The sequence below is a fragment of the Actinomadura sp. NBRC 104412 genome (genome assembly GCF_030269515.1).
Classification (GTDB): Bacteria; Actinomycetota; Actinomycetes; order Streptosporangiales; family Streptosporangiaceae; genus Spirillospora.
Genome location: NZ_BSTM01000006.1, coordinates 108095 through 132927 on the forward strand (window position 1 = coordinate 108095; position 24833 = coordinate 132927).

At 72.5% G+C, this 24833-nt stretch carries 25 protein-coding genes; 12 read left to right on the forward strand and 13 right to left on the reverse strand.

Features of this window, described 5'->3' with window-relative positions:
* The first annotated feature begins 1 nt into the window (after window position 1).
* From QSK21_RS10135 to QSK21_RS10155, 5 genes are read left to right on the forward strand one after another with little or no spacing between them, the layout of a single operon-like run.
* Window positions 2-1015, forward strand: coding sequence for a zinc-dependent alcohol dehydrogenase (locus tag QSK21_RS10135; RefSeq protein ID WP_285695217.1), 1014 nt, complete (start codon window positions 2-4; stop codon window positions 1013-1015).
* Window positions 993-1391, forward strand: a complete 399-nt coding sequence (locus tag QSK21_RS10140; protein ID WP_285695218.1) for a 6-pyruvoyl trahydropterin synthase family protein — start codon at window positions 993-995, stop codon at window positions 1389-1391. The genes QSK21_RS10135 and QSK21_RS10140 overlap by 23 nt, the downstream gene beginning before the upstream one ends.
* A complete protein-coding gene (locus QSK21_RS10145; RefSeq protein WP_285695219.1) occupies window positions 1388-2488 on the forward strand; it encodes a glycosyltransferase family 4 protein in 1101 nt (366 codons plus the stop codon). The genes QSK21_RS10140 and QSK21_RS10145 overlap by 4 nt, the downstream gene beginning before the upstream one ends.
* Window positions 2485-3411 (forward strand): class I SAM-dependent methyltransferase, encoded by a 927-nt coding sequence (locus QSK21_RS10150; protein WP_285695220.1) that lies wholly within the window; start codon window positions 2485-2487, stop codon window positions 3409-3411. Before QSK21_RS10145 ends, QSK21_RS10150 begins: the two co-directional genes overlap by 4 nt.
* Window positions 3408-4418, forward strand: a complete 1011-nt coding sequence (locus QSK21_RS10155; protein WP_285695221.1) for a lysylphosphatidylglycerol synthase transmembrane domain-containing protein — start codon at window positions 3408-3410, stop codon at window positions 4416-4418. The genes QSK21_RS10150 and QSK21_RS10155 overlap by 4 nt, the downstream gene beginning before the upstream one ends.
* On the opposite strand, the gene QSK21_RS10160 is transcribed toward QSK21_RS10155, so the two are convergent.
* From QSK21_RS10160 to QSK21_RS10175, 4 genes are all read right to left on the reverse strand, one after another.
* Window positions 4332-5015 (reverse strand): creatininase family protein, encoded by a 684-nt coding sequence (locus QSK21_RS10160; RefSeq protein ID WP_352231270.1) that lies wholly within the window; start codon window positions 5013-5015, stop codon window positions 4332-4334. The genes QSK21_RS10155 and QSK21_RS10160 overlap by 87 nt on opposite strands.
* A 42-nt stretch (window positions 5016-5057) precedes the next feature.
* A complete protein-coding gene (locus QSK21_RS10165; RefSeq protein ID WP_285695223.1) occupies window positions 5058-5378 on the reverse strand; it encodes an RNA polymerase sigma factor in 321 nt (106 codons plus the stop codon).
* Between the two features lie 157 nt (window positions 5379-5535).
* Window positions 5536-5889: a YciI family protein gene (locus QSK21_RS10170; RefSeq protein WP_285695224.1), complete on the reverse strand. Its 354-nt coding sequence runs from the start codon at window positions 5887-5889 to the stop codon at window positions 5536-5538.
* Window positions 5890-5961: 72 nt separating this feature from the next.
* Window positions 5962-7104, reverse strand: coding sequence for an ROK family transcriptional regulator (locus QSK21_RS10175; protein ID WP_285695225.1), 1143 nt, complete (start codon window positions 7102-7104; stop codon window positions 5962-5964).
* 150 nt (window positions 7105-7254) lie between these two features.
* Between QSK21_RS10175 and edd the strand changes: the two genes are divergently transcribed.
* Entirely contained in the window at window positions 7255-9132 is a 1878-nt protein-coding gene (gene edd, locus QSK21_RS10180) for a phosphogluconate dehydratase (protein WP_285695226.1), read from the forward strand.
* A gap of 70 nt (window positions 9133-9202) precedes the next feature.
* Window positions 9203-9826, forward strand: a complete 624-nt coding sequence (eda, locus tag QSK21_RS10185) for a bifunctional 4-hydroxy-2-oxoglutarate aldolase/2-dehydro-3-deoxy-phosphogluconate aldolase (RefSeq protein WP_285695227.1) — start codon at window positions 9203-9205, stop codon at window positions 9824-9826.
* Between the two features lie 37 nt (window positions 9827-9863).
* Here eda and QSK21_RS10190 read toward each other — a convergent pair whose 3' ends face one another.
* Window positions 9864-12431: an ABC transporter permease gene (locus QSK21_RS10190; RefSeq protein ID WP_285695228.1), complete on the reverse strand. Its 2568-nt coding sequence runs from the start codon at window positions 12429-12431 to the stop codon at window positions 9864-9866.
* Window positions 12432-12569: 138 nt separating this feature from the next.
* Here QSK21_RS10190 and QSK21_RS10195 point away from each other — a divergent pair, with 138 nt between their 5' ends.
* A complete protein-coding gene (locus QSK21_RS10195) occupies window positions 12570-13877 on the forward strand; it encodes a sensor histidine kinase (RefSeq protein WP_285695229.1) in 1308 nt (435 codons plus the stop codon).
* Window positions 13874-14566 carry a response regulator gene (locus tag QSK21_RS10200; protein ID WP_285695230.1) on the forward strand — a complete coding sequence of 231 codons (693 nt, stop codon included), beginning with the start codon at window positions 13874-13876 and terminating at the stop codon, window positions 14564-14566. Before QSK21_RS10195 ends, QSK21_RS10200 begins: the two co-directional genes overlap by 4 nt.
* Window positions 14567-14630: 64 nt before the next feature.
* On the opposite strand, the gene QSK21_RS10205 is transcribed toward QSK21_RS10200, so the two are convergent.
* Window positions 14631-15074, reverse strand: coding sequence for a DUF1707 SHOCT-like domain-containing protein (locus QSK21_RS10205; RefSeq protein WP_285695231.1), 444 nt, complete (start codon window positions 15072-15074; stop codon window positions 14631-14633).
* 2 nt (window positions 15075-15076) lie between these two features.
* Entirely contained in the window at window positions 15077-15790 is a 714-nt protein-coding gene (locus QSK21_RS10210) for a PadR family transcriptional regulator (RefSeq protein ID WP_285695232.1), read from the reverse strand.
* A 353-nt stretch (window positions 15791-16143) separates the two neighbouring features.
* On the opposite strand from QSK21_RS10210, the gene QSK21_RS10215 reads away from it, so the two are divergent.
* From QSK21_RS10215 to mug, 3 genes are all read left to right on the forward strand, one after another.
* Window positions 16144-18924 (forward strand): aconitate hydratase, encoded by a 2781-nt coding sequence (locus tag QSK21_RS10215; protein ID WP_285695233.1) that lies wholly within the window; start codon window positions 16144-16146, stop codon window positions 18922-18924.
* An 85-nt stretch (window positions 18925-19009) separates the two neighbouring features.
* Complete coding sequence (locus QSK21_RS10220; protein WP_285695234.1) at window positions 19010-19729, forward strand: sulfite exporter TauE/SafE family protein; 720 nt, start codon at window positions 19010-19012, stop codon at window positions 19727-19729.
* Window positions 19729-20292, forward strand: a complete 564-nt coding sequence (mug, locus tag QSK21_RS10225) for a G/U mismatch-specific DNA glycosylase (protein ID WP_285695235.1) — start codon at window positions 19729-19731, stop codon at window positions 20290-20292. Before QSK21_RS10220 ends, mug begins: the two co-directional genes overlap by 1 nt.
* Here the strand turns inward: mug and QSK21_RS10230 are convergent.
* The 6 genes from QSK21_RS10230 to QSK21_RS10255 all read right to left on the reverse strand — a co-directional run bounded on the left by QSK21_RS10230 (window position 20276) and on the right by QSK21_RS10255 (window position 24810).
* Entirely contained in the window at window positions 20276-20890 is a 615-nt protein-coding gene (locus QSK21_RS10230) for a Uma2 family endonuclease (RefSeq protein ID WP_285695236.1), read from the reverse strand. The genes mug and QSK21_RS10230 overlap by 17 nt on opposite strands.
* A 259-nt stretch (window positions 20891-21149) precedes the next feature.
* Window positions 21150-21776: a Uma2 family endonuclease gene (locus QSK21_RS10235; protein WP_285695237.1), complete on the reverse strand. Its 627-nt coding sequence runs from the start codon at window positions 21774-21776 to the stop codon at window positions 21150-21152.
* A gap of 90 nt (window positions 21777-21866) precedes the next feature.
* Window positions 21867-22307, reverse strand: a complete 441-nt coding sequence (locus QSK21_RS10240; protein ID WP_285695238.1) for an ASCH domain-containing protein — start codon at window positions 22305-22307, stop codon at window positions 21867-21869.
* A gap of 164 nt (window positions 22308-22471) precedes the next feature.
* Window positions 22472-23110: a class F sortase gene (locus QSK21_RS10245; RefSeq protein WP_285695239.1), complete on the reverse strand. Its 639-nt coding sequence runs from the start codon at window positions 23108-23110 to the stop codon at window positions 22472-22474.
* A gap of 1 nt (window position 23111) precedes the next feature.
* The gene (locus tag QSK21_RS10250; RefSeq protein WP_285695240.1) at window positions 23112-23732 is read right to left on the reverse strand and encodes a hypothetical protein; all 621 of its coding nucleotides are present in this window, start codon (window positions 23730-23732) and stop codon (window positions 23112-23114) included.
* Between the two features lie 268 nt (window positions 23733-24000).
* The gene (locus QSK21_RS10255; protein ID WP_285695395.1) at window positions 24001-24810 is read right to left on the reverse strand and encodes a carbohydrate ABC transporter permease; all 810 of its coding nucleotides are present in this window, start codon (window positions 24808-24810) and stop codon (window positions 24001-24003) included.
* Window positions 24811-24833: the final 23 nt, after the last annotated feature.

The following is a 24833-nucleotide window of genomic DNA, read 5'->3' on the forward strand; positions in this document are numbered from 1 at the left end:
GATGGAACGCAGCGCGCTGTCGTTCTGGGTCAGGTCCCCGGGCAAGGGCGAGATCGAACGGGTCGCCCTTCCCGACCCCGGCCCGGACGACGTCGTGGTCCGCACCCTGTACTCGGGGATCAGCCGGGGCACCGAGTCGCTGGTCTTCGAGGGCCGGGTGCCCGCCGGCCAGCGCGACCTGATGCGCGCGCCCTTCCAGGAGGGCGACTTCCCCGGCCCGGTCAAGTACGGCTACCTGAACGTGGGGATCGTGGAGGAGGGCGCATCGGCGCTGGTCGGGCGGACGGTGTTCTGCCTGTACCCGCACCAGACCCGGTACGTGGTCCCGGCGAGCGCCGTGACGCCCGTCCCGGAGGACGTGCCGCCCGGCCGCGCGATCCTGGCCGGGACGGTCGAGACCGCGGTGAACGCGCTGTGGGACGCGGCGCCGCTGGTCGGCGACCGGATCGCGGTCGTCGGCGCCGGGATGGTCGGGTGCTCGGTCGCCGCCGTCCTGGCGGGCCTGCCCGGAGCCCGCGTGCAACTGGTGGACGTCGACACGTCCCGCGCGCCCGTGGCCGAGGCGCTCGGCGTCGGGTTCGCGGTCCCGGACGACGCCGAGGGCGACTGCGACCTGGTCGTGCACGCCAGCGCCAGCGAGGCGGGCCTGGCGCGCTCGCTGGAACTGCTCGCCCCCGAGGGCGAGGTGCTGGAGCTGAGCTGGTACGGCGACCGCCGCGTCGCCGTGCCGCTGGGGGAGCACTTCCACTCCCGGCGCCTCACCGTGCGCGGCAGCCAGGTGGGCGCGGTGTCCCCGTCCCGCAGATCCCGCCGCACCCACGCCGACCGGCTGGCGCTGGCGCTGCGGCTGCTGGCCGCGCCCGCGTTCGACGCCCTGATCACCGGTGAGGCGGGCTTCACCGAACTGCCCCGCCTGATGCCGCCCCTGGCGTCCGGGGCGCTTCCCGCTCTGTGCCACCGCATCGTCTACGACCCGGTCGAGGAGGCCGCCCTTGTTCAGCGTCACCGTCCGTGATCACCTCATGGTCGCGCACAGCCTGCGCGGCGAGGTCTTCGGGCCCGCGCAGCGCCTGCACGGCGCGACCTTCCTGGTGGACGCGACGTTCCGCAGGCCCGACCTCGACCCGGACGGGATCGTGGTGGACATCGGCCTGGCGACCCGGGAACTCGGGGCGGTGCTGGACCCGCTGCGCTACAGCAACCTGGACGAGGTACCCGACTTCTCCGGCCGCAACACCACGACCGAGTTCCTGGCCAAGACGATCGCCGACCGCCTTGCCGAGAAGGTCCGCGCCGGTGCGCTGGGCGAGTCGGCACACGGCCTGACCGGCATCGCCGTGACGCTGCACGAGTCGCACGTCGCGTGGGCGAGTTACGAGCTGACGCTATGAGCGAGGGATCTGCGACGGGGGCCGTGCATGTCGTCATGCCCGGCGACGTCGACCGGCTGAGCGTGGCCAGTGGCGGCAACGTCTACGACAGGCGCATCTGCGAAGGGCTCGCGCGGACCCGTCCCGTCCACGAACTGCCCGTCGCCGGATCGTGGCCGCGTCCGGACGGGACGGCGCGCGGGGACCTGGCGGCCGCCCTCGCCGGCGTGCCCGACGGCGCCAGCGTGCTGATGGACGGGCTGGTCGCCTGCGGTGTGCCGGAGGTGGTCGTCCCGGAGGCCGGCCGGCTGCGGCTGGCGGTCCTGGTGCATCTGCCGCTGGCGGACGAGACGCAGCCGCCCGGCGCGCCACCCCCCGACGACCTCGACGTGCGCGAACGCGAGACGCTGCGCGCGTCCCACGCCGTCGTGACGACCGGGCGGCGCACCGCCGGCCGCCTGATCGAGCATCACGGGCTCGACGCGGCGCGCGTCCACGTCGCGCCGCCCGGCACCGACCCGGCGCCGCTCGCACCGGGCACCGAGGACGGCACGCGGCTGCTGTGCGTGGCCTCGCTGACCCCGCGCAAGGGCCATGACCTGCTGGTCGAGGCGCTGGCGCGGGTCGGCGGCCACGGCTGGGAGCTGACCTGCGTGGGGCCGCTGCGCCGCGATCTCGACCAGGTCGCGCGGCTGCGTGCGCTCATCGAGCGGCACGGTTTGGACGACCGGATCCACCTCGCCGGTCCCCGCACGGGCGAGCGCCTGGACCTCGCGTACGGCGCCGCCGACCTGCTGGTGCTGGCGTCCCGCGCCGAGACCTACGGCATGGTCGTGACCGAGGCGCTGGCCCACGGGCTTCCCGTGCTGGCCACCGAGGTCGGCGGCGTCCCCGAAGCCCTCGGGCGGACCGCCGGCGGCGAGCCGCCCGGCCTGCTGGTCCCGCCGGAGGACCCGGCCGCGCTCGCCGGCGCGCTGCGCCGCTGGCTCGGCGAGCCCGACCTGCGCCGCCGCCTGCGCAAGCTCGCGGCCGAACGCCGCGACACGCTTCCGAGCTGGGACGACACCACGCGTGCGCTGACCGGTGTCCTGGACGGACTGGACAGGGTCTCGCCATGAACGCTACTGGAATGACGGGTGCGCCGGGCGCGGAGCGGTTCGCCCCCGGCTGGCTGGAGCTGCGCGAGAGCGCCGACGCCGCCGCCCGCGCCACGGACCTGCTGGTACCGCTGCGCGCGCAACTGCCCGCGTCCCCCGGACGGCTGGTCGTGTGGGACCTCGGCTGCGGCACCGGGTCGCTGGGACGGTGGCTGGCGGGGCGGCTGGACGTCCCGCAGCACTGGATCCTGCACGACCGGGACCCGGACCTGCTGGAGCGGGCACGCGACGCGATCCCCGGTGTCACGACCGAGACGCGCGTCGGCGACATCACCCGGCTCGGTGCGGCCGACCTCGCGGGCGCGGGACTGGTCGTCGCGTCCGCGCTGCTGGACCTGCTCACCTTCGACGAGGTGGACGCGCTCGCGGAGGCGATCACCGGCGTGGGCTGCCCGGCGCTGCTGACGCTGTCGGTGGTCGGCCGGGTCAGGCTCACCCCGTACGACCCGGCCGACGCCGAGTTCGCCGCCGCCTTCAACGCCCACCAGCGCCGGGAGATTCTGCCTTCCCCGGGGGAGGTCAGCCAGACCCCCCGAACGAATGGGGGCGGCCGTTCCCTGCTCGGCCCCGACGCGGTCACCGCCGCGACCGAGGCGTTCGAGCGGCGCGGCGCCGCCGTGCAGACCAGCCCGAGCCCGTGGCGGCTGGGCCCCGGCGACGCCGCGCTGGCGGCCGAGTGGCTGCGCGGCTGGGTCGCCGCGGCCTGCGAGCAGCGGCCGGACCTGCCCGGTGAGGAGTACCTGCGCCGGCGGCTGGACGACTGCGCGGCCGGAAGGCTGAGCGTGGTCGTCCACCATCGCGACCTGCTCGCCGTGCCGTCCTGCCTCTGGGGGCGGACCCCCAGACCCCCAGGGCTCCGCCCGAAGGCGAGGGGGACGCGATGAACTGGGTCCGGAACCTGACCGGCGCCGCCATCCTCGGCGCGCTGGTGTGGTGGCACAGCACCGACGCGTTCGTGAACGCGATGCGCATGGTCACCCTGCCCTCGCTGCTGGCCGCGCTCGGTATCGGGCTGCTGACCACGGTGTTCAGCGCGTGGCGGTGGTGCCTGGTGGCGCACCGGCTGCGGCTGGGGCTGCGCCTGCCCGGCGCCGTCGCGGACTACTACCAGGCACTCTTCCTGAACGCGGTGCTTCCCGCGGGCGTCCTGGGCGACGTGCACCGCGCGGTGAGCCATGGCCGCGACTCCGGTGACGTGGGACGGGGCGTGCGCGCCGTCGTGCTGGAACGAGCGGCGGGCCAGATCGTCATCATCGCCGCCGGGCTGGTCGTGCTGTGCACCCGGCCGGCGCTGTTCACGGCGCTGGCTCCCGGGATCGTCACCGTGCTCGTGCTGGTGCTGTGCGTCGTGGTCGCGGTCGTCGCGTTCGCGCGCTGCCGCTGGGGACGCGCCGCCGCCAGGGCCACCGCCGACGCGCGCCGCGTCCTGCTGGCCCGCGACACCTGGCCGGGCGTGGTGCTGCTGTCGGCGGCGGCGCTCGCCGGGTACATCGCGCTGTTCCTGGTCGCGGCGCGCGTCGCCGGGGCGACCGCTCCGCTGCTCCAGCTCGTCCCGCTGGTGGTGTTCGCGCTGCTGGTGATGGGCCTGCCGATGAACGTGGGCGGCTGGGGTCCCCGCGAGGCCGCCACCACGATCGCGTTCGGCGCCGCCGGGCTGGGCTCCGAGCAGGGCCTCGCGGTCGCGGTCGTGTACGGGGTGCTCACGTTCGTCGCGAGCCTCCCGGGCGCCGCCGTGCTGCTCGTGCGCGCCGGCACGCGCCGGCGCACCGCCGGTGCCCGGAGGACGCGCCCGGTGGCGCCGCGGCTAGCCCCGCAGCGCCCGCAGGTGGTCGCCGAACGACTCGACGAGCGCCGCGAGAAGGTCCCGGCCCTTGCGGGACGAGGCCAGTGACGGACGCCCCACGATGCCGGACTCGGTGTAGCCCTCCAGGCCCCGCGTGAGCATGTGCCTGCGGTCGCCGGAGACGTGGTCGCCGGCCTCGTACCCCGGTTTCACCAGCTCGGGGTGGGCGTGCAGCAGAAGGGAGGTCTCCAGCTCGCCCGCGTGCATGTCGGTGTTGCCGTCGTTGCGGATCCCGGCGGCGATCCTGGCGGCCTCCCAGTCCTCCAGCGTGGGGAACAGCGCCATGTCGCCGCCCGCCTCCTGGACCACGTTGCCCAGGACGTAGTTGCCGCCGTGCCCGTTCACCAGCACCAGCTTGGGCACCCCGGACCGCCGCAGCGACTCGGCGATGTCGTGGACGACCGCGTACAGGGTGCGCGCCGAGATGCTGACCGTGCCGGGCCAGGCGGCGTGCTCGTGCGAGCAGGAGATCGTCACCGGCGGCAGCAGCCGCACCGGGTGCGCGGCGGCGACCTCCCGCGCCACCGTGCACGCCACCACGGTGTCGGTGGCCAGCGGAAGGTACGGGCCATGCTGCTCGTGGCTGCCCACGGGAAGCAGCGCGACGGTGGTGTGCCGTTCGCTCTCCTCGGTCGCGGTGGTCATCGGGAGGAGGTAAGCGCTCGCATCAGGCCCCATGACCACAGATCATGTCCTATCCCGGAGCCGCCGGTGCAAGAAGTCGCGTTCGGCCTCGTTGCCGGCGCGGGCCAGGGCCGCCTCGTACGCCCGCGCGGCCTCGGAGGTACGGCCGAGGCGGCGCAGCAGGTCGGCGCGGACGGCGTGGAAGAGGTGGAAGCGGTCCAGGTCCAGGCCGTCCACGAGCGCGAGCGCGGCCTCGGGCCCGTCGACCTCGGCGACGGCCACGGCGCGGTTGAGGGCGACGACCGGGGTGGGCATGACGGCCAGGAGCTGGTCGTACAGCCGGAGGATCCGCCCCCAGTCGGTCGGCGGCGGGTCGGTGTGCACCGCGTTGATCGCGGCCTGGATCTGGTACGGGCCGGGACGGCCGCGGCGCAGGCAGCGGCGGACGAGCGCGCGGCCCTCGGCGATCTGGTCCCGGTCCCACAGCCGGCGGTCCCGGTCGCGCGCCCGTACTCCTCGCGGTAGACGCGTTCGATCTCGGTCAGCGGTCGTCCCCGTCGTGCATGGGCCGCACCTCCACCGGCAGCGTGGTCGCGCGGGACAGCTTGCGGCCCCATTCGAGCGCGGCGTCCAGGTCGGGGGCCGAGACGATGGTGAACCCGCCGAGGACCTCCTTGCCCTCGGTGAACGGGCCGTCGGTCAGCAGCGGCTCGCCGTCCTTGGTGCGGATGACGGTGGCGGTGCTCGGGTCGTGCAGGCCCCCGGCGAACACCCACGCGCCGGCCTCCCGCATCTCGGCGTTGAGCGCCTCCAGATCCCGCATGATCGGTTCCAGGACCTCGTCGGAGGGCGTGGGCCCGGCGGGCTGGTAGATGCTCAGCATGTAGTGCGTCATGGCTCCTCCTTCTTCCACCCTCTACACGAACGGCCCCCGTCCGTATCGACAGCGGGCGCAAAGAATTCGTGGTCAGGAACCGCGGGGGCTTGCGGAGGCGAGGAGGGTGTCGACGGCCTCGGGGGCCAGGACGTGGTCCAGGACGAGCGCGGCGCACCCGGCCAGGCCCGCCTCGTCGCCGAGCAGGCTGGGCTCGATGCGCAGCCGCCGGGTCGCCAGGGCGGTGGCGCGCTGGTAGACGGCCTCGCGGACGCCCGCCATCAGCGGCTCCTCGGCGCCGGTCAGGTCGCCGCCGAGCACCACCACGGCCGGGTTGAGCAGGTTGACGGCGCCCGCGACGACCTCGCCGATCCGGCGGCCCGCGTCCCGTACCAGGGCCACGGTGGCGGGGTCGCCCGCGCGGGCGAGCGCCGCGAGCTCGGCCAGGTCGGCGGCGGGGGAGCGGGCGAGCAGTGCGGCGCCGCCCGCGACGGCCTCCACACAGCCGAGGTTGCCGCAGCGGCAGCGAACGGTCCCGTCGTCGTCGCCCGCCGGGATGTGCCCGATCTCGCCCGCGGCGCCCAGCGCCCCCCGCTGCACCCGGCCGCCCAGGATGATCCCGGCGCCGATGCCGGTGGACAGCTTCACGAACAGCAGGTCGTCCACGTCCCGCCGGAACCGCGACCGGTACTCGCCGAGCGCCGCGGCGTTGACGTCGTTGTCCAGGAAGCACGGGACGGCGGCACCGAAACGCTCGGCGATGGGCGGGCCGATCGGGGTGCCGTCCCAGATGCCGGTGCCGGGCTCGACCGCGTCCGGGACGGCGACGCCCGCGCCCCGCACCGGTGGGGAGCCGCACGCGCCGAGCAGCGCGGACCACTCGGGGAGCAGCCGTCCCAGTGTGGTGCCGGGGTCGGGGCCCGGCGTGATCGCGGTGCGGGCGAGGATCGTCCCGGCCAGGTCGGTGACGGCGACCTGGCCTCGTGACCGGCCGAGGTTGGCGATCAGGACGGCGCCGCCCGAGGCGTCGAACGCCAGCCGGGACGGGGGACGGCCGCCGGTGGAGGGACCGTCGGCGCGCTCGGTGACCAGCCCGTGCGCGATCAGCTCGTTGACCCGCAGGGCCACGGCCGGCCTGGACAGGCCGGTGCGGCGGCCCAGCTCGGCCCGCGTGGACACGCCGCCCTCGCGGATGAGGCGCAGCACGTCACCGCTGGTCGAGGGCCGCCGGGTCATCGGGACAGTGTCGCATCGACGCCTGCCTGTCACAAGCCGGCCCGCTTTTGTTAGTTCGCGTGCATAAGTCAGTTGTGATGCTTGCCCTAAGAGCGCTAGTTTCGCCGGAGTCGATCAGGAAGTCACCCCGCCGAGAGCAGGAGCGTCCCGTTGACACCCCCACTCCATCCCGTCGTCGCGCGGGTCACCCAGCGCATCGCCGAACGCGGCGCCGACCGCCGCGCCGCCTACCTGCGACGCATCGCCGAGGCCGCCTCCGCGTCATTCTGGGGGGACGACCCCCCAGACCCCCCGGCAAAAGCCGGGCAGACACTCCTCGCTTCGCTGCGGATGTCCGCCCCCGCCCGCAGCGCGCTCGGCTGCGCCAACCTCGCGCACGGCTTCGCCGCCTGCGGCCCGGCCGACAAGCTCCGGCTCAAGGGGACGGCGGTGAAGAACATCGCGATCGTGTCGTCCTACAACGACCTGCTGTCGGCGCACCAGCCGCTCCGCGACTACCCGGAGCTGCTCAAGGCCGCGATCAGGGACGCGGGCGGCACGGCCCAGTTCGCCGGGGGCGTCCCCGCCATGTGCGACGGCATCACGCAGGGACGGGCCGGCATGGAGCTGTCCCTGTTCAGCCGGGACGTCGTCGCCATGGCCACCGCGGTCGCGCTGTCCCACGAGATGTTCGACGGGGCGTTGCTGCTGGGGGTCTGCGACAAGATCGTGCCGGGCCTGGTGATGGGCGCGCTGTCGTTCGGGCACCTCCCGGTGATCCTCGTCCCGGCCGGTCCGATGCCGTCCGGGCTGCCCAACGCCGAGAAGGCGCGGGTGCGCAAGCGGTTCGCCGCGGGCGAGATCGGACGCGACGAGCTGCTGGAGGCCGAGGCCGCCTCCTACCACGCGCCCGGCACCTGCACCTTCTACGGGACGGCCAACTCCAACCAACTGCTCATGGAGGTCATGGGCCTGCACCTGCCCGGGGCGAGCTTCGTCCCGCCGGGCACCGGGCTGCGCCGCGCGCTCACCGAGGAGGCGGGACGGCGGGTGCTGCGGCACGCCCCCCCGATCGGGGAGGTGCTGGACGAGCGGGCGTTCGTGAACGGGGTGGTCGCGCTGCTGGCCACCGGCGGGTCCACGAACCACACGCTGCACCTGGTGGCCATGGCCGCCGCCGCGGGCATCGAGCTGACCTGGGACGACTTCGACGAGCTGTCCACCGTGACGCCGCTGCTGACCCGCCTCTACCCGAACGGGACCGCCGATGTGAACCACTTCCACGCGGCGGGCGGCACCGCCTTCCTCATCGGCGAGCTGCTCGACGCGGGCCTTCTGCACGAGGACGTGCGGACCGTCGCCGGGGAGGGCCTCGCCGCGTACCGGAGGTCCCCGGTGCTGACCGAGGACGGACTGGACTGGCGTCCCGCCCCGGAGACCTCGGGCGACCTCGCCGTGCTGCGCCCGGCCGCCGACCCGTTCGACGAGCAGGGCGGCCTGCGCACGCTGCGCGGCAACCTCGGTCGCTGCGTGATCAAGGTCTCGGCCGTCCGCGAGGAGCACCGCGCGATCGAGGCCCCCGCCCGGGTGTTCGACTCCCAGCACGACCTCCAGGACGCCTTCGCGGCCGGGGAGCTGGACGGCGACATGGTCGCGGTCGTCCGCTTCCAGGGGCCGCGCGCCAACGGCATGCCCGAGCTGCACAAGCTCACCCCGCCGCTGTCGGTCCTCCAGGACCGGGGCCATCGCGTGGCGCTGGTCACCGACGGGCGCATGTCGGGCGCGTCCGGATCCGTCCCCGCCGCCATCCACCTGTCGCCCGAGGCGGCGGACGGCGGGCCGCTGGCGCGCGTCCGGGACGGCGACCTCATCCGCCTCGACTGCGGCAAGAACCTGCTGGAGGTGCTCGTCCCGGACGAGGAGTTCGCGGCGCGCGAGCCCGCGCCCCCGCCCGCCGGTGGCCACGACGGCACCGGAAGGGAGCTGTTCGGCGCCTTCCGGCAGGCGGTGGGCGCGGCCGAGCGCGGCGCCGCGGTGGTCCTGTCATGATCGTTTCGGTGGGTGCGGGTATCCTGCCGCAGGCTTTCCCGCCGCCTACCCGACCAACGCTGGAGTACGTATGAAGGCCGAAGAACTGGTGGACCTCGCCCCGGTCATCCCCGTCGTGGTGCTGGACGACCCGGACGCCGCCGTCCCCCTGGCGCGGGCGCTGCTGGCGGGCGGCCTGCCGGCGATCGAGGTGACGCTGCGCACCCAGTCGGCCCTGGAGTCCATCGAGCGCATCGCCGCCGAGGTGCCGGACGCCGTCGTCGGCGCGGGCACGATCGTCACGCCGGAGGACGCGGAGCGGGCGGCGGGCGCGGGGGCGCGGTTCCTGGTCAGCCCCGGCGCGACCGACACCTTGCGGCGCGCGATGAACGCGACGGGGCTGCCGTTCCTGCCCGGGGTCTCCAGCGCGTCCGAGGCCATGGCGTTGCTGGAGCACGACGTCACGGTGATGAAGTTCTTCCCCGCCGAGCAGTCCGGCGGAGCGGCCTGCCTCAAGGCGCTGTACGGGCCGCTGCCGCAGATCACGTTCTGCCCGACCGGCGGCATCACCACCGACAACGCCCCCAAGTACCTGGAGCTGCCCAACGTGGCCTGCGTCGGGGGAAGCTGGCTGACCCCGTCCGACGTCGTCCGCGAAGGCGACTGGGACCGCATCGAGAAGCTCGCCAAGGCGGCCGCCGCGCTCGCCCGGTAGCTCACCCGGTGGCTCGCCCGGTGGCTCACCCGGTGGCTCACTCGGTGGCCATGGCGCGGAGGATGTCCATGCGGGCGGCGCGGCGTGCCGGCCACACCGAGGCCAGCACGCCGATGACCACGGCGGCCAGCAGGTAGAACGCGAGCCTGCCGTACGGGATGGCCAGCACGTCCAGGCCCTCGGCCTCCAGCGCGCGCCGCAGCGCCACGCCGAACAGCACACCGAGCCCGAGCCCGGTCACACCGCCGAACAGCGAGACCACCAGCCCCTCGTACCGGATCATGCGGCGCAATTGGCGGCGTTGCAGGCCGACAGCGCGCAGCATGCCGATCTCCCGGGTGCGCTCCACGACCGCGAGCGCCAGCGTGTTGACGATGCCCAGCGCCGCGACCAGCACCGACAGCACCAGCAGCACCAGGATGAGCTGGAGGAAGAGGTCGATGTCGGCGCCGGCGTCGTCCTTGATCTCCTCCCGGTCCTTCAGGTCGAGGTTGGGCCAGGGCGCGAGCGCCGCCTCCAGCGCGCGGCGGGTCGCCGCCCGGTCGGCGCCGGGCGCGGCCGTCACCTCGATCCGGTCGAGCGTCTTGGACGGGTCGTGGGCGCGGTAGCCCTCGCCGTCGATGATCATGGAGGGCGTCGTCGGGGCGATCGTCGTGGTGTCGGCGTAGACGCCCGCGACCCGGAACACCGTGCGGGCGCCGTCCGCGTACAGGCCGGGGATCGCGCTTCCGGCCCGCCAGCCGTTGGACGTGGCGACGCCGCGCGAGACGAGCAGGTCGTCCTTCCGTGACGGCAGGCCGCCCGCGACGAGCCGGAGCCGGAAATGGCTTGCCAGCGCGCGGGGGTCGCCCGCCGTGACGGTGTGCGCCTGACCGTCCAGAGCGATGCGCGCGTCGCGGATCGGGACCGCGGTCCCGACCCCGGGCGTGCGGGTCACGGCGGGGAGGACGTTCGCGCCCACCGGCGTCACCACGCTGCGGCCCTCGATCCGGTAGTCGGCGGTCACCCCCGCGCCGAGCCGGCGTTCCACCGAGGCGGCCAGCGACTGCCCGAGCACCGAGACCGTCCCGATCAGCGCGAGCCCGATCATCAGGGCGGACGCGGTGGCGGCGGTCTGCCGGGGGTTGCGCTGCGCGTTCCTGCGGCCCAGCCGTCCCGGCACGCCGGCGAAACGGGCGAACGGCCGGCCGAGCAGCCCGGTGAGCGGCCCGGCGATCACCGGTCCCAGCAGCAGGACGGCGGTGAGGAGCAGGGCGCAGCCGCCGCCCGTGCACGTCAGCGCGGTGTCCCCGCTGGTCGCCGATCCCGCCGCCAGGGCGCCCACCGCTCCGGCCAGCACACCCGCCCCAGCGACGACACGCCACCGCAGCGAGCGGCGGGGAAGGGCACCGGACGCGTCGTCCCGCATCGCCGCCACCGGCGGTGTCCGCGCCGCACGCCGCGCGGGGATGTACGCCACGGCCGGCGTCACCAGCAGTCCCACGCCGTACGCGCCGAGCACCGCCGAGACCGGCACGACCGGCGTGCCGAACGGCAGGTCCTCGCCTGCGAACGCCGACAGCAGCCGCGACAGCCCGTACGCGAGCCCGCCACCGGCCACCAGCCCCGCCGTCGCGCCCACCAGTCCCACGCCCGCCGCCTCACCGAGCACCGACCGGGTGATCTGCCCGCGCGAGGCCCCGACCGCCCGCAGCAGCGCCAGCTCGCGGGTCCGCCGCGCCACCAGCATCCCGAACGTGTTGAAGATCAGGAACGTCCCGACAAAGACCGCGATCATGGCGAAGACCAGGAGGAACGTCCGCAGGATGGCGAGGATCTCGCGGAGCTGCCCGGCGGTCTCCTCGGTCACCTGCCGTCCGGTGACCGCCTCAAGCCCGGCGCCCTCGGGCAGCACCGCGGCCACCGCGTCGCGCAGGCGCTCGGGCGGCACACCGTCACGCGCGTGCACGACGATCCGGCTGTAGGTGCCCGGGCGCTCCATCACCAGGCGCTGCGCCGTGCCCGGCTCGAACGCCACCACCGACACGCTGGAGTTCAGCGCCGAGTCCCCGTACCGGAAGATCCCGGTGAGCGTGAACGTCCGCGTGCCCCCGGCCAGCGCGACCCTGACCCGGTCCCCGATCCGGTGCCCCGCCGCGGACGCGGTGTTCGCGTCCATGGCGAGCTCGCCGGGCGACACCGGGGCACGACCGGACCGAGGGCGGATCTGGGCCAGATCGCGGTCGGCGATCCAATCCGTACCGACGTGCGGCGCCGGGCCCACGATCTCGCCCTTGCCGTCCACCACGGCGGCGAACCCGCTCACCTCGCCGCGCGCCTTGGCGACCCCGTCCACCCTCCGCACCGCCTCCAGGGCGGACGCCGGGACGGCACGCCCCGAGGTCGCCAACGGGGTCGCCGCGTCCTCGACCGCCTTGCCCGGGCGCACCACCACATCGGTGCCCCGCCCGAAATTCTCGAACACGCGATCCAGCTCGCGGTCCAGGGTCGCCGAGAAGATCAGGGTGCCGGCCATGAAGGCGGCGCCCACCGTCACCGACACCGCCGAGAGCAGCAGCCGGGCGCGGTGCGCCACGAGTCCGCGCAGGACGAGCTTGACCATCATGGGCCGATTCCAGCCGGGGACGGCCACGCCGCGGCAGAGCGGAAAGTGGGGGAAGGCCACGACGAACGTCGGGCCAACGCCGCGATCACGCGACTTTCGTAGGGTGGCGGGCGCCGCCGTCGTGCGTACCGTGGGGATGTGCGTCCACAACTCGCGTGGTCCTCCCTGAAGGGAAGGCCCGCCATCGACATCGCGTCGGACGCCCTCGTGGTGATCCTCGGGGTCGTGTTCTGCCTCACGCTGGCCACCCAGAACGGGTCGATCCTGCGTCCTCACGGCGGCCTCACCGCCGTGGTCCTGGTGCTCACCGCCCTGCCGCTGGCGTTCCGGCGGCGCGCCCCCATCGTGGTCGCGTGGTCCACCACCTCGGTCACCGTGCTGCCGCTCGTCGTGGAGCACATCGCCCCCGGCACCCTGCTGTACACGGAAGGGGACGCCGCCTACATCCAGATCGCCTGGTGGCCCCCGACCGGGATGTTCGCCGCGTACGCCGCCACCGCGTTCGCCCGCGAATGGCGGCAATCCGCGCCGGCCGTGGCCGGACTGGCCGTGCCGGTGCTCTTCCTCGGCACGGCGATCCCCTCCACGGCGTTCCGGCCCTTCCAAGGCCAGCAGGAAGGCGCCGTCGAGACGATCATCTTCCGCAGCCTCGTCGTCATCGTCGGCGGCGCGCTGCTCGGCATGTACATGGGCGCCCGCCGGAGCGTGGTGCGCGGCCTCACCGAACGCGCCGAACGCGCCGAACGCGAACGGCACCTGCTCGCCGAACGGGCACGGGCGGAGGAACGCGCCCGCCTCGCCGCCGAGATGCACGACGTCGTCGCGCATCGCGTGACGCTGATGGTGCTCCAGGCCGGAGCGCTGCGCGTCCGCGCCCCCGACGACGGCACCCGGGACGCCGCCGAGGAACTGCGCCGCACCGGCTGCCAGGCACTGGAAGAGCTCCGCGACGTCATCGGGCTCCTCCGCCGCACCGGCGAAGGCGACGACGACGCGCCACCGGCCGCGCCCCTGCCCGACCTGTCCGCGCTCATCGCCGAATCCGCGTCGGTCGGCGTGCCCGTCGAACTGGAGGAATCAGGCGTCCCTCCGGCCGCCTCGCCCGTCGCCGGCCGCACCGCGTACCGGATCGTGCAGGAAGCGCTGACGAACGTGCGCAAACACGCGCCGGGCGCGCATGTGCGCGTCCAGGTCCGATACCGCCCGGACGGAGTACGGCTCACCGTCCACAACACCGCGCCCGCCCGCGCCGCGGACGCCGAACTGGCCGGCAGCGGATCCGGCTCGGGGCTCGCCGGACTCCGCGAACGCGTCGAACTCATCGGCGGGACGATCACCTTCGGACCGGACGGCGACGACGGATTCACCGTCGAAGCCTCCCTTCCCGCCTTCGTCCCCGCCGGCGCCACCCCACCCGTCACGCTCGCGCCGGAGCCCGCCCCATGATCGACGTGGTCGTCGTCGACGACGAACCCATGGTGTGCGCCCACCTCCACACCATCCTCGGCGCGTCCGGCGACATCCAGGTCGTCGGCGAAGCGCACGACGGCGCCGCCGCGGTCGAGGCCGTGCTGCGCTACCGCCCCGACGTCGTCCTCATGGACCTGCGCATGCCCGGCGTCGACGGCCTGACCGCCATCGAACGCATCGCCGCCCACCGCGACCCGCCCGTCATCGTCGCGCTCACCACCTTCGACGCCGACCACTACGTCATCAGGGCGCTGCGCGCGGGCGCCGCCGGCTTCCTGCTGAAATCCACCCCGCCGGACGACCTCGTCGAACTCGTCCGCGTCGCCGCCGACGGCCACACCGTGATGTCCGCCGCCGCCACCCGCCGCCTCGTCGCCACCGTCACCGGACAGGAGACCGCACGCGACCGCGCCCGCGCACTGCTCGACGAGCTCACCGAACGCGAAACCGACGTCCTCGCCTGCCTCGGCGAAGGACTCACCAACGCCCAGATCGGCGAACGCCTCTGCCTCAGCGAGGCCACGGTCAAGGGGTACGTGTCGCGCCTGCTGGACAAACTGCAATGCGCGAACCGGACACAAGCCGGGCTCTTAGCCGTATCCCTATGGGGGGCGACCCCCCACACCCCCCGAATGCGGGGCCGACGACCCCCGCCGCTCGCCTGAAGGCTTGCGGCGGTGACCGCTGACCCCGCGTAGGGGCTCCGGCCCTTGCCCCCTTGGGGTGTGGTCAGCGGGAATGGAACCGGGCTGCTTGCGCTGCTCTCACCACTGCTCTGACCAGGAAGATCAGCAGGGCCACCTTGAGGACCGCCAGGACGGCGGCGCCGAAGCCGCCGGTGAAGGCGACCACCGTGAACACGATCAGCAGCAGGGGGAAGGCCGGGGACGCGCCGGGGCGGTGGTGGCGCATCGGCATCCCCTGGTGGTGAGCGTGGTGGGGGTGGCGATGCCTGTGCTTGGTCTTGGGCGCCGGTTCGGGCAGGCCGTTGGAGCCGGGCAGGTCCTGGACGATCGCCTTCAGGTCGCCCTGGGTCTTGGACGCCAGGGTGGCGTCCAGCCGCTCGTCGAGTTCCTCGCGGTCGAGGCGGCCCGCCGCGAAGTGCTCGTGGAGGGCCGAGGTCACCGCGTCCCGTTCGGCGTCGCCGATCCGCATGTCGTCCGGCTGGGTCACCGTCACTCCTCGGGTGCTTCGCGGGTCGTGGGGCCCGCGTCCTCGTCGTCCTCGGCGAGGATCAGGTAGAGGCGCCGCCGGGCGTCCGCCAGCGCCGACGTGGCCTGCGCGACCTGCTCGGGGGTGCCCGAGTGGACGATCTGCATCACCGCGGCGCCCGTCCGGGCCGCCTCCTTGAACAGGTCGGGGACGCCCTCGCCGAAGTCGGGCGCCATCGCCGCCCACGGCTCGTCCACCTCCTCGGGGTGCTCGGCGATGTGGGCGCGGCCCTCGTCGGTCAGGTGGAAGGTGCGGCGGCCGCCGTCCTCCTCGCCGCGGATCAGGCCCTCGTCCACGAGCTGCTGCAAGGCCGGGTAGACCGCGCCGGGGCTGGGCTTCCAGCCGCCGCCGCTGCGCTCGTTGATCTCCTGGATGATCTGATAGCCGTTGCGTGGCTCCTCGGCCAGCAGCGCCAGGATGGCCGCGCGCACGTCTCCCTTGCGCGCCCTCGGTCCGCGTCCCTTGCGGCCCTTCGCCCACGGCGGGGCGCCCCGTCCCCAGGGGCCGGGAGGCGGGCCCCATGGACCCGCGCCGCCGAAGAACCAGCCGGGGACCTCGCCGCGCGGGCCGCATCCCCAGCTCCAGTCGTGGGAGCGCCTGTGCGCCATCTTCGCCCCGAGTGCCGCCGCGGCGAACGCCCAGCCCAGGTCCGGTCCAGGACCGTGCCGCGTCCCCATGTGCTCCACCGCCTTCCAAGATCTCTCTTTGATCTTTCGCGATACGACAACGATATATCGAAGACGAGGGGAACGGCCAGATGGTTCCCGGGCGAAGTAACTTGATGTCAAGACAAATCGCAGATAGCTTGATGTCGAGAGAAAACCTGCGGAAGTTAGTCGGCCCCGATTCTCGAGCAAGGCCGTCACTAGGGCAGGATTCAGGGGGACGGTGAACCGCCCCGCCCGGGCCCTCGCCGGCCTTTCCCCCCGCGACCGGCGTGGCGCTGGATATCCGGGCATATCGGAAGATGAGGCAGCACGTCGCGCTCCCGTGCAGCACCGGACGCGCGGCGGTGACGGAGGAGGAGTCCGTGTCCGCGAACAGCTTCGGCAGCCGTAGCACGCTGCAGGTCGGCGAGACGTCGTACGAGATCTACCGGCTGGACGCCGTCGAGGGCTCGGCCCGGCTCCCGTACAGCCTCAAGGTGCTGCTGGAGAACCTGCTGCGCACCGAGGACGGCGCCAACGTCACCGCCGAGCACATCCGCGCGCTGGCCGGCTGGGACCCCAAGGCCCAGCCCAGCAAGGAGATCCAGTTCACCCCCGCCCGGGTCATCATGCAGGACTTCACCGGCGTGCCCTGCGTCGTCGATTTGGCCACCATGCGCGAGGCCGTGCGCGACCTGGGCGGCGACCCGTCCCGGATCAACCCGCTCGCGCCCGCCGAGATGGTGATCGACCACTCCGTCATCGTTGACTACTTCGGGTCGCCGGACGCCTTCGAGCGCAACGTCCAGCGCGAGTACGAGCGCAACGGCGAGCGCTACCAGTTCCTGCGCTGGGGCCAGACCGCCTTCGACGAGTTCAAGGTCGTCCCGCCCGGCACCGGCATCGTCCACCAGGTCAACATCGAGCACCTGGCCCGCGTCGTGTTCGACCGTGACGGCGTCGCGTACCCCGACACCTGCGTCGGCACCGACTCCCACACCACGATGGAGAACGGCATCGGCGTGCTCGGCTGGGGCGTCGGCGGCATCGAGGCGGAGGCCGCGATGCTCGGCCAGCCCATCTCGATGCTGATCCCGCGAGTGGTCGGCTTCAAGCTCACCGGCTCGCTGCCCGCCGGCACCACCGCCACCGACCTGGTGCTGACCGTCACCGAGATGCTGCGTCAGCACGGCGTCGTGGGCAAGTTCGTGGAGTTCTACGGCGAGGGCGTGGCCGCGCTCCCCGTCGCCGACCGCGCCACCATCGGCAACATGAGCCCCGAGTTCGGCTCCACCTGCGCCATCTTCCCGATCGACGGCGAGACCCTGTCGTACCTGCGCCTCACCGGCCGGAGCGAGGAGCAGATCGCGCTGACCGAGGCGTACGCCAAGGCGCAGGGCATGTGGCTGGACCCGTCCGTGGAACCGGAGTTCTCCGAGTACCTGGAGCTGGACCTGTCCACGGTGGTCCCGTCCATCGCCGGGCCCAAGCGCCCGCAGGACCGCATCTCCCTCTCCGAGGCCAAGGAGACCTGGCGCCGGGACGTCCGCAACTACGTCTCCGCGTCCGACGGGTCGGACGGCATCGAGGGCCCGGCCGACGAGGCGTCCGCCGAGTCGTTCCCGGCGTCCGACTCCCCGGCCATCTCCCACGACGCCAACGGCGACAGGCCCCGCGCGCACGCCACCGATGGCTCCTCGCGGCCGCACAACCCGACGCGGGTGACGCTCGCCGACGGCACGTCCTTCGAGCTCGACCACGGCGCCGTCGTGATCGCCGCGATCACCTCCTGCACCAACACGTCCAACCCGTACGTCATGGTCGGCGCCGGGCTGCTGGCCAAGAAGGCGGTGGAGCACGGGCTGACCCGCAAGCCCTGGGTCAAGACCTCGCTGGCCCCCGGCTCCCAGGTCGTCACCGGCTACCTGGAGCGCTCGGGCCTCGCCCCGTACCTCGACAAGATCGGCTACAACCTGGTCGGGTACGGCTGCACCACCTGCATCGGCAACTCCGGCCCGCTGCAGGAGGAGATCTCCAAGGCCGTGAGCGACGCCGACCTGGCCGTCACCTCCGTCCTGTCGGGCAACCGCAACTTCGAGGGCCGCATCAACCCCGACGTGAAGATGAACTACCTGGCCTCGCCGCCGCTGGTGGTCGCCTACGCGCTCGCGGGCACGATGGACATCGACATCCTCAACGACCCCATCGGCGAGGGCACCGACGGCCCGGTGTACCTGCGCGACCTCTGGCCCTCCCTTGAGGAGATCAAGGAGATCGTCGAGGGCTCGATCGGGCAGGAGATGTTCGTGCAGGACTACGCGGACGTCTTCAAGGGCGACGCGCGCTGGCGGGAGCTGGCCATCCCCACCGGCGACACCTTCGAATGGGACCCGGACTCCACCTACGTCCGCAAGGCGCCGTACTTCGACGGCATGGGCATGGAGCCCGAGCCGGTCTCCGACATCCGCGGCGCCCGCGTCCTGGCCAAGCTGGGCGACTCGGTCACCACCGACCACATCTCCCCGGCCGGCGCCATCAAGGTGGGCACCCCCGCCGCCCAGTACCTCCAGGACCACGGCGTCGGGCCCAAGGACTTCAACTCCTACGGCTCGCGCCGCGGCAACCACGAGGTCATGATCCGCGGCACGTTCGCCAACATCCGGCTGCGCAACCAGCTCCTGGACGGGGTCGAGGGCGGCTACACCCGCGACTTCACCCAGGACGGCGCGCCCCAGTCGTTCATCTACGACGCCGCGCAGAACTACGCCGCGCAGGGCACCCCGCTGGTCGTCATCGCGGGCAAGGAGTACGGCTCCGGCTCGTCCCGCGACTGGGCCGCCAAGGGCACCGCGCTGCTCGGCGTCCGCGCCGTCATCGCCGAGTCGTACGAGCGGATCCACCGCTCCAACCTCATCGGCATGGGCGTCCTGCCGTTGCAGTTCAAGGACGGCGAGTCCGCCGAGTCCCTGGGCCTGACCGGCACCGAGACCTTCGACATCACCGGGGTCGACAAGCTCAACGACGGCCCCGTCGGCGAGGTCACCGTCAAGGCGGACGACAAGGAGTTCACGGCGGTCGTCCGCATCGACACGCCGGGCGAGGCCGACTACTACCGCAACGGCGGCATCATGCAGTACGTCCTCCGCAACCTGCTCCGCAAGTAACCCGCGTCGCCATGGGCCGCCTCCACCCCCCAGGAGGCGGCCCATGTTTCCCGGTCGGGAAATATGGGATGTAACGTCCCCGCACGTGCCCACAACGGACTTCCTCGTGGTCGGCGGGCTGGCCGCGCTGATCGGCTCCATCGTGCAGGGCAGCGTGGGACTGGGCGTGGGCCTGGTCGCCACGCCGATCGTCACGATGCTGTACCCCCACCTGATGCCCGGCGCCCTCCTGGTCGCGGCGACCGTCCTGCCGCTGGCCACGCTGACCCGTGAGGTCCGGCACGCCGACCTCGGCGGCCTCGGCTGGGCCTTCGGCGGGCGCCTGATCGGCACCCCGCTGGGCGTCTGGGTGGTCGCCACCGTCCCCACCCGTGTGCTCGGCGTCCTGGTCGGCGGGATGGTGCTGGCCGCGCTCGGCGCCGGCCTGTGGTCGGGACGGGTGCCGCGCAACCCGGGCACCCTCACCACCGCGGGGCTCGTCGCCGGCGCCACCGGCACCGCCTCGGCCATCGGCGGCCCCCCGCTCGCCCTGCTCTACCAGCACGAGAGCGGCCCCAAGGTCCGCGCGACGCTCGCGGTCTTCTTCACCATCGGCGCCGCCCTCTCCCTGACCACCCTCGCCGCCGCGGGCCGGCTCCCCGGGGAGCAGGTCACCGCCGGCCTGGCCCTCACCCCGTTCGTCCTGACCGGTTTCCTGGTGGCGGGGCCGGTACGCCGGTACGTGGACGACGGCCGCATGCGCAAGGCCATCCTCATCGTGGTAGGCGCGTCCGCCGTCACCCTGATCGTCCGTAACCTGATCTGATGCGCCCCACCAAAGAGGACCTGGAGGCGGCCCGGGACCGCGTCATCCCCGACGTCCTCCCACCCGACGGCGAACCCCTGCGCGTTCTGTTCTGCGGCATCAACCCGGGCCTCTACTCCGGCGCCACGGGCCACCACTTCGCCCGCCCCGGCAACCGTTTCTGGCCCGCCCTGCACCTGTCCGGCTTCACTCCGCGCCGCCTGGCCCCATCCGAACAGCACCTGCTGCCCTCGTACGGGTTGGGCATCACCAACCTCGCGCACCGCACCACGGCCCGCGCCGACGAGCTCACCCCCGAGGAACTACGCGAAGGTGGCCTGCGCTTGCGCGCCCTCGTCGAACGCCACCGCCCCGCCTACCTGGCCGTCGCGGGCGTCACCGCGTACCGCACCGCCTTCGGCGACCCCCGCGCACAGATCGGCCCGCAACCGGACACCTTCGGGCCGTCCCGCCTGTGGATCCTCCCCAACCCCAGCGGCCTCAACGCAAGCTGGCAACTGACCAGGATCGCGGCCGAGTTCACCCGCCTCCGCGAGTGCGCCGCCCTCAGAACTCCGCCGTGACGCCGGGATCGAAGCTCACCTCGATGGGCACGTCCGCCTGGATCACGGCCTTGAACACCGAACCCCGCCTGGTCACCGAATCCGCCCGGTAGGTGGTGGCCTCCTCGTCCAAGATCATGAGATGCACCAGGGGATCCGGCGTGAACTCGGCGATCCAGTACTGGGGGATGCCGAGCATGGCGTATTCCTTGAGCTTGCGGACCTTGTCGGTGCGCTCGCTGGAGCTGCCGGGCGAGATCACCTCGATCGCCAGCAGCGCCTCGCCGCCCGGGATCGTGGTGGGGTCGCGGTGGACGATGGAGGCTCGGGCCGCGTCCCTGGGAACCACGAAGACGTCCGGTTTGCGGATGCCGGCGGGCGTGCTGATCTCCCATTCGCCGCCGCCGACGACGAAGGCGTCGGCGCCCGCCTCGCGCACGGCGTCCCTGATCAGATCTCGGAGCGTGTCCACTGCCCACTGGTGCGGCGCGCTCGGGGACAACTCGACCAGCCACCCATCCTCAAGCTCGAGGCCCTTACCGTCGTCCGCTCGGGCGTGCAGGTCCTCGATCGTGTACGGGCCGAAACCGCCATGGTCATGCACCCGCTGACTGCGCATGGCCCGCTCCCGTCGGTGGCGTGGTGGATCAACGTCGGTCGCGGACAACGTTACCCCTGCCGCCATGGTGACTTATCGTAGCCGATCGATTGCGCTCAGGAAGGGTGTTGGGTGGCGGTGAGCATGGATTCGACCTTGGTCAGCAAGGTTTGGGTGGGTTCCCACAGTTCCGGGCGGCCGAGGGCGAGCGGCCTCAACGCAAGCCGGCCCCTGAACAAGATCGCCGAAGAACTCGCCCGCCTCCGCGAGGTGACCGACCTCAGCGTGCCGTAAGTACCTGAGGGTCGAAGCGCACGGTGAACGGTTTGTCCGCATCCACTGTGACTTCCAGAGTATTGCCCGCCTCGACCGAAAGATGTAGGCGGTAGGCGCCAGTCCTATTCCCAGCGGGATCGGTCTCGTTGTCGTCCAAGACGTAGACCTCCACCTTGGGGGTGGGGGTGTAGTCAACGATCCAATACTGGGGGATGTTCAGTTCGGCGTACTCCCTGAGCTTACGGACACGGTCTGTACGCTCGGTCGAGCTACCCGGTGAGACCACTTCTGCGACAAGCAGCAAGTCCTGGCCGGAGGTGGTGGTCACGCCGTCGTGCCAGGCATGGTAAACGTGCTCTGGTACAACGAACACGTCAGGTCTCCGGATGCCCGCCGGGGTGCTGATCTCCCAATCCCCGCCTCTATCAACGTAGACGGAAGCGCCCGCCCGTATCGCAGCCGCCTCGATACACTCGTGAAGCCTCCGATAAGCGATTTGATGCAACGGGCGTGGCGGCAAGTCGACCAGCCATCCGTCCTCGAGTTCAAGGCCTCGGCCTTCGTCCTCTCGGGCGTGCAGGTCTTCCACCGTGTACGGACCGAATCCACCGTGGTCGTGCGCGACGCTCACGTTCCGCTCCCATCGATGGCGCGACAGATCCACCCAGGACTACGGTACCCCGCCCGACTGCCGCGACTCAATGTAGTCGAACGCTGACGCTCAGGCGCCGTGATTGGACTGAGTGGTTGTGGTGAGCATGGATTCGACCTTGGTGAGCAGGGTCTGGGTGGGTTCCCACAGTTCCGGGCGGCCGAGGGCGACGATGGGGCGGGGGAGGGGCTGGATGTCGGTCAGGCGCCAGTGGTGGGCGCCCGGCTGGGACCAGGGGCCGCAGTCGCAGGGGCCTTCGACCAGGGCCTTGGAGCAGACGTCGTCCAGGCGGGCGACGGCGATGACGGCGCCGATGGTGGCGAGGGGGTCGCGCGGGTCCCAGCCCGCGGAGCGGATCAGGGGATGGTCGCACGCCTTGAGGTCGACGCGCATGGAGGCGTGGATGAGCAGGGGGCCGCGGTAGGCGGTCGGCAGAGCCTGGTTGGCGATGGCCTTGCCGCTGCGGGCGATCCCGAAGGCCCAGGGCTGCTGCACGCTGATCGCCTGCACACGGACTCCAATCCGCTTCGTCCGTCTCCCGGTCGGGCCGCGACCGAGGACGGTACGGCGCGACGTAGAGATTTTCCCTCCATTCGCCCCGTTCGGCAAAACGGCTGCGGCCCGCCGGACCGTCTCCTCTCCGGGAGGGGGTGACCGGAGGGGAGACGGGCCGTTCAGACGCCCTGGACCAGCTTGGCGTACACGATGATGTTGTTCTTGTAGTGGCCGCTGGACGGGTCGAAGGCGCCGCCGCAGGTCACCAGGCGCAGGGACGAGTAGTCGATCTGCTCGCCGAAGACCTTCTTGTGCGGGAACGCGTCCTTGTCCACGCTCTGGAGGCGCTGCACCGCGAACGTGGCGACGGTACCGTTCTTTCGGGCCACCCGGATGAGGTCGCCCGGCTTCAGCTCCTTGAGCCTGTAGAAGACGGCGGCCCTCTTGTTGGCGTCGACATGGCCGAGGATCACCGCAGGCCCGGCCTCGCCGGGCGTGACCCCCTCCTTGTACCAGCCGGTGTAGTTGGGACGGCTCAGCGGCGGCTCCTCGATCCGGCCGTCGGGACGCAGCCCGATCGTGCCGACCGGGGCGGATACGCCGATCTTGGGGATCGTGATGGTCTCGGGCAGGGACTCCGCGAGCGGCGGCGCCTCCTTCAGCGTTCCCGGGGCGGCCGAGGCCGGAGGGGACGACGCGGAACCGCGGGCGGTGGGCGTCCCGTCACCGCCGCAGGCGCCGATCAGGAGCCCGGTGAGCAGCACGCCGGCCGCCGCGCACGCGGCGCGGCGACCGGCGATGGTGATGCGCTGGGGCAATTCAGGAACTCTCCCGCCCGGCCCGGCGCCGCAGCGCGAGCGCGCCCAGCCCCGCGGCGGCCAGCGCGGCGGCCGAGCCCCCGGCCAGCAGCGGCATGCCCGGGCCGCCCTGGGTGCTGCCGTCACCGGTGTCGATCCGCCCGGTGGGGATCTTGCCGGTCGGCTTGCCGGGCTTCATCTCCCCCTTCTCCGGGTTGGTGGTGAACGTGACCGTGCCGTGGTCCTTGCAGGTCACCCGCGCGATGGACGGGTTGGGCAGGGACGACTTGAAGGTGCCGGTGGCGGTCCAGGTGTCGTCACCGGTCTTGCTGACGGGAAGCGGGTCCTGCGTGTAGGCGTTGCTGGTGATGGTGACCTCGGTCGGGCAGGTCACCGTGAAGGTGGTCTTCCCGCCGGGCACCACCCGCGTCGTCGACAGCTTCACGTCATCGAAGCCGAACTCGAACGTCGGCGGCTCGCTCGGGTCCGGGTCCGACGGGGTCGGGGAGTCCGACGGGTCGGGGGCCTCGGTGGTCGGCGGGCTGCTGGGGTCGTCGGTGGGCGTCGCCAGGGCAGGGCCCGCCATACCCAGGACCAGTAGTGCGGCGGCGGCACCGGCGGCCGCCAGTCGGGTGGGATGCATTTCGCTCTCCTCGAAGAGGGAAGGGGCTTTCGCTCCCGCCCGCCGCGATGCGTGTTGGCGGGGTTGCGCCGCGATCGGCACGGGGAACACGTCCGGCCCTGCCCGCGGTGTCGCGGGATCGTCGGGAGGGAGGGAACGAAAGCCAGATATTGGGCCGTGAGCTTATCCGCGTTTTCCGCCGGGAACACCGGTCGGAATGATCTCTGGCCTGTTCTGGCCGATCAGGAAACCAATGGGCTATTTCGCGCGTCGGGGGCCTTTTCGCGTGTCATCCCTTGAGGGCTCCGGCCATCAGCCCGCGCATGAAGAACCGTCCGAGCAGCAGGTATACCAGCAGAGTGGGCAGCGAGGCGAGCAGGGCCGACGCCATCTGCTGGTTGTACTGGACGGCGACCGCTCCCGACCCGGCCGTGTTGTTGAGCATGACGGTGACCGGCCAGCTGTCGGGCGCGCCCAGGAACACCGCGAACAGGAAGTCGTTCCACATCGAGGTGAACTGCCAGATCAGGGTGACCGCGAAGGCGGGGCCGGACACCGGCAGGACGATCGAGGCGTAGGTGCGCAGCATCCCGGCGCCGTCGACCCGCGCGGCCTCGATCAGCTCGTCGGGGATCGTGACGTAGTAGTTCCGAAAGATCAGCGTGCAGATCGGGATGCCGTACACCACATGCGCCAGAACCAGCCCGCGGATGGTGCCGACCAGTTCCATATCGGTCAGTAAACCCGCCAGCGGGATCATCACCGCTTGGTACGGGATGAACATCCCGAAAAGGAACAGCGTGAACACCGCGTCCGCGCCGGGAAACCGCCACTTCGACAGCACGTAGCCGTTGAGCGAGCCGAGCACCGCCGAGATCAGCGAGCCGGTGACGGCGATCTTGACGCTGTTCTCCAGCCCGCCGCGCAGCGACTCCCAGGCGGCCGACCAGCCCTGCGTGCTCCACTGCCCCGGAAGGTTCCACGCGCTGCTGGGATCGGCCTCCTGAAGCGACTTGAAGCTGGTGACGAACAGCACGTACACCGGCATCAGGAACAGCAGCACGAACGCGAGCAGCACCACGAAACGGGCGATCCGCATGCCGCGCCGGTCGCGCACGCCGG

Coding starts and splice junctions, on each gene's coding strand:
- QSK21_RS10135 (WP_285695217.1), top strand. CDS start 2: ATGGAACGCAGCGCGCTGTCGTTCTGGGTCAGGTCCCCGGGCAAGGGC.
- QSK21_RS10145 (WP_285695219.1), top strand. CDS start 1,388: ATGAGCGAGGGATCTGCGACGGGGGCCGTGCATGTCGTCATGCCCGGC.
- QSK21_RS10150 (WP_285695220.1), top strand. CDS start 2,485: ATGAACGCTACTGGAATGACGGGTGCGCCGGGCGCGGAGCGGTTCGCC.
- QSK21_RS10155 (WP_285695221.1), top strand. CDS start 3,408: ATGAACTGGGTCCGGAACCTGACCGGCGCCGCCATCCTCGGCGCGCTG.
- QSK21_RS10160 (WP_352231270.1), bottom strand. CDS start 5,015: ATGACCACCGCGACCGAGGAGAGCGAACGGCACACCACCGTCGCGCTG.
- QSK21_RS10170 (WP_285695224.1), bottom strand. CDS start 5,889: ATGACGCACTACATGCTGAGCATCTACCAGCCCGCCGGGCCCACGCCC.
- QSK21_RS10175 (WP_285695225.1), bottom strand. CDS start 7,104: ATGACCCGGCGGCCCTCGACCAGCGGTGACGTGCTGCGCCTCATCCGC.
- eda (WP_285695227.1), top strand. CDS start 9,203: ATGAAGGCCGAAGAACTGGTGGACCTCGCCCCGGTCATCCCCGTCGTG.
- QSK21_RS10190 (WP_285695228.1), bottom strand. CDS start 12,431: ATGATGGTCAAGCTCGTCCTGCGCGGACTCGTGGCGCACCGCGCCCGG.
- QSK21_RS10200 (WP_285695230.1), top strand. CDS start 13,874: ATGATCGACGTGGTCGTCGTCGACGACGAACCCATGGTGTGCGCCCAC.
- QSK21_RS10210 (WP_285695232.1), bottom strand. CDS start 15,790: ATGGGGACGCGGCACGGTCCTGGACCGGACCTGGGCTGGGCGTTCGCC.
- mug (WP_285695235.1), top strand. CDS start 19,729: ATGCGCCCCACCAAAGAGGACCTGGAGGCGGCCCGGGACCGCGTCATC.
- QSK21_RS10230 (WP_285695236.1), bottom strand. CDS start 20,890: ATGCGCAGTCAGCGGGTGCATGACCATGGCGGTTTCGGCCCGTACACG.
- QSK21_RS10250 (WP_285695240.1), bottom strand. CDS start 23,732: ATGCATCCCACCCGACTGGCGGCCGCCGGTGCCGCCGCCGCACTACTG.
- QSK21_RS10255 (WP_285695395.1), bottom strand. CDS start 24,810: ATGCGGATCGCCCGTTTCGTGGTGCTGCTCGCGTTCGTGCTGCTGTTC.